Source organism: Photobacterium sp. OFAV2-7, from assembly GCF_022347985.1.
Lineage (GTDB): Bacteria > Pseudomonadota > Gammaproteobacteria > Enterobacterales > Vibrionaceae > Photobacterium.
In genome coordinates this window covers 1-4,042 of record NZ_JAKRFQ010000453.1, presented here as the reverse complement: position 1 = coordinate 4,042, position 4,042 = coordinate 1, and the positions used below count along the sequence as shown (strand labels likewise).

General features: G+C 45.2%; 2 protein-coding genes. Both read right to left on the bottom strand.

Annotated features, from left to right (window positions below; genetic code table 11):
- Positions 1–211: 211 nt before the first annotated feature.
- Positions 212–898 (bottom strand): HAD family phosphatase, encoded by a 687-nt coding sequence (locus MHN01_RS18805; protein ID WP_239412751.1) that lies wholly within the window; start codon positions 896–898, stop codon positions 212–214.
- A gap of 73 nt (positions 899–971) precedes the next feature.
- Entirely contained in the window at positions 972–3,761 is a 2,790-nt protein-coding gene (locus tag MHN01_RS18800) for a GGDEF domain-containing phosphodiesterase (protein WP_239412750.1), read from the bottom strand.
- Positions 3,762–4,042: the final 281 nt, after the last annotated feature.

Below are 4,042 nucleotides of genomic sequence, written 5' to 3'. Positions count from 1 at the left end.
GATAATGCACAGGCTATCATCTGAATTGCCTCTTCGCGTGGCGTGCCAGTCATCATCAAGCGCATCAAGGTCTCTTTGACCTTAATCGGATTACCTTCTGCCAACTGATTTTCAACGGTTTCAACCAGCATATCGCCAGTCATGATTTCATCGTTTTCCATAATTAAACCTGTTTGTTTCGCTTTCTATACTATACGCGTAATCGTAGGCATTAAGCGTATACAACTTCATTTTTTTCCGCGGAGTCACAAGGGCGGCGGATCAAGTCAGCCACAACGGAATGCGCCTGCGTCATAGTCTCGAAGTGATAGTCGGGCGTGATATGCCAATCGTGCTGCTCAGTATTCACCAACACAACCTTCAAACCAGCGTAGAAGGCTGATTTAACACCGGTAAAACTATCCTCGATTGCGATTACCTGTGAGGAACTGTATCCCAATGTGTTACATGCATGGTGATAGATATCTGGTTCAGGCTTGTTGTTATCGACATCTTCACCACAAAAAACATAGTCGAACAGATCTAGCCAACCATGGCGGTGCAAAATTCCTTCGACATATTCTCTTGGCGCTCCGGTAACAACAGCCAAAGGCAACTGGCCATGCAACTGGCGAAGCATGTTATCGACACCTGTCTTGGCCGGAATCGTCCCTTTCATGAGCGCATCACGTGTTCGGTGTTCCATTTGAACAAGCATCTGCTCAATAGACAGATCTAAAGAAAAGCGGGTTTGTAATGCGGCGGCGACTTTATCCCAGGTAACACCGGCAAACTCACTAAGAAACTGTGCCGATGGCATTTCTATTCCGTTTATCGCCAGATAATTTGACCAGTTGTCGGCATGGAATACTTCCGAGTCTACCAAGGTACCATCAAAGTCAAAACAAATAGCCTGCATATACTTTCATCCTAGCTAACAACGACTTCAGAGGCGCTATAGTAGGGACTCCCCTCTATTTACGCAAATAAAGTTAGCGGGATGCCAAAAAGGCAATACATGACTCCAGCGGGACCGGCTTGCTGAAATAGAAGCCCTGGACATACTTGCACTTTAATTCTCGCAATATCTCTAGCTGCGCTTCTGTTTCAACACCTTCGGCAACCACTTTGATACCAAGCTTATGGCTAAGATCGATGATAAGAGAAACCAATGTCAGGCTATCTTGGCTTGAACCAAGCTCTTTAATAAATCCCCTGTCTATCTTGATGATATCCGGACGCAGTTCAACCACCGCACTCAACGATGAGTAGCCTGTTCCAAAATCGTCCAGTGCTACCTGAATATCCCGCTGCTTGAAATAACCCAATAGACTCTGGATATCACTACTTTCTTTGGAGGCTGTGGACTCCGTAATTTCAACGATAATCGATTTGTCTGGCAGGTCATATTGCTCAATCACCTCCCAGACCTGAGGTTCGTCACTACTATTAATGAATTCTTTCACCGAACGGTTGACCGAAATACTCAAGTGACTAAAGCCAGCCTCATGCAGCTTTTTCAGATCCCGGCAGGCCTGATGAAGAACAAAAGCGCCAATCTGCTTAATCAGACCATACTTTTCAGCGACTGGAATAAATTCTACCGGCGAAATGTGCCCTTCGACTTCGTCATACCAACGCACTAAGGCCTCTAGTTTATTTATCTCGCCGGTTTGAGCATTCACTATTGGCTGATAGTGAACCGTCAGCGCTTCCTCAGCAATGGCCTTTTTCAAGCGATCTCGCAACTTGAGCTTTTGGATATACTCCGATTGAAGCTCACTGTCATATTCACAAAAACCATTCCGCCCCTGCCCCTTCATGTTGTACATGGCATAATCGGCATTCTTGAGCAAGGCATGGTGGGTCAATCCGCTATCAGGAAAAGCTGATATACCAATGCTGACCGTGGTGTTGATTTCGATCCCTTCAATATACAGCGGCTTGGAGATCGCGGTGACAATATCCTGGGCGCGTTCCTTGGCATCGGCTGCCGAGATATTCGGTAACAAAATACAGAATTCATCGCCGCCATATCGGCAGATATTGTCCTTATCATGAAAAATCTTCTTCAACCGCTCAGCAATGCGGGTCAGTACCCGGTCTCCAAAGTCATGGCCGTACAGATCATTGATCGACTTGAAGTCATCCATATCAATAAACAGCAAAGAGAAAACATGGCTGTTCTTATGGATAGAGTTAATCTGCTGTTCGACACGATGAATAAAGCTGCGGCGGTTAACCAGGCCGGTTAGAGGATCATAATAAGCAAAGAATGTCAGTTGCTCTTCGGCTTTTTTCCAGTGGCTAATGTCACGAAACACTGCGACATAGTTAATGACCTCATCATTACTATCGCGTATCACATTGATGGACATTTCTTCCGGGTAAATTTCTCCGTTTTTCCGCTTGTTCCATACCTCACCTTTCCAGTGTCCTTTGGTGTTCAGGCTGAACCAAAGCGACTGGTAATATTCGTCATCGTGAAGCCCCGAGGACAATACGCTAGGTGTCAGCCCCAACAGCTCTTTTTCCCTATACCCTGTTGTTTCTTCAAATGCACGGTTAACAGATATAATTTTGTTACTCTTATCGGTAATAAGAATACATTCAGAGGTATTATCAAACACAACCTGGGCACGACTTAGTTGCCTGCGAGCCTCTACGGTATGGGTAATGTCTCGCTGGATACCGGCAATCCGGATCGGGCTGCCTTTAGCATCCTTTGCAATCACGCTTCCTTTCAGTTTCAACCAGCGCTCTTTACCATCAACAAGCTGGTTAAAATGGTTATCGCTTAAGCGGAACTCGAACTGAAAGACGCTAGTAAAGTTTTGCTGGATAAAGCGCTGGAAAAAGTTCAGTCCCTCAATTCGATCTTCCGGATGAATACAGTCCAGCCATTCCGAGAAGTCACTGCCATCAGCCGGCTTTTCTCTCTCAAGAATGCTCCAGAACTTCGGCGAGGTAAAAAACTCACCGCTAACAAGGTCATACTCCCAAATTCCTTCTTCGACTGAATTGAACGTCGTATTCAGTTTGTGGGAGGTTTTGGTGAGTTTTGCTGAGATCTGATAGACATCCGTAACGTCATGCACTGTGCCACGCATAAGAAGCGGCTTACCCTTACTGTCTCGGGTAACATCGGCGCGTTTGCGCAAGTACTTGATCGTCCCGTCAGCCAATTGAGCTCTGTGGACAAGATTATAACTAACCGAGTCTGACTCTATTGAGCCAGTCAGTGTGCTGATCACCCAGTCTCGGTCTTCAGGGTGTATAAATTCAGATAACAAGTCGATCGTTGGTGTGATCGACATGTCTTCAAGACCATAAATTCGGTATACCTCATGGCTCCAGGAAATCGTATCTGACGTTAAATCCCAAAACCAACTCCCGACTTTAGCTACTCGCTGCCCCTCTTCCAATTCCCACTGCAACTTTTCTTGCTTGGATAACAAGGCGGAGTACTTTAACTCCACACCAAGGTGATAGCTAAGATCGCCGCACCAGTTCTGTACTTCCTCTGTGTGTTCATACCGTTCTTCGAACAAACAGACAATAATGCCAACGGCTTCCTGGCTCTGAGAAAAAACAGGTAATCCCAAGTAAGCCTCAGCCCCTAACTCCTGCAATGCGATATCGTCGGGAAATTGGTTGATCACACCAGATGGGTAGTAACAAGCGGTACTTTTTTCGTTGACGATTTGACAGGGGGTTCCGGCCAGGGGATAAGTGAAGTTCTCTTTTAGGTTACCGACTTCACGGTAAGAAAGTGTTTTCACATACTTGCGTGATTCATCAAAGCAACCAATAAAACAATGCTTAGGTGAAAGGTGCTCAAACAGGAGATGAGTAATCTGGTCAAAAAACTGATTTCCATGCAAATTTTGTAGCGATTTTTCGATTGTTTTATTCATCACAGGTTTAGCAACACTCTGAACTATAATGCAACTCCAGGAATATGGCCTGGTTATATATGCGAAACGCCTGAAACTTTACAACATGGGTTATCTTTATTAAAGGAAACTCTACAAGTTGCTTATGCGATTATCCGAAAATGTTG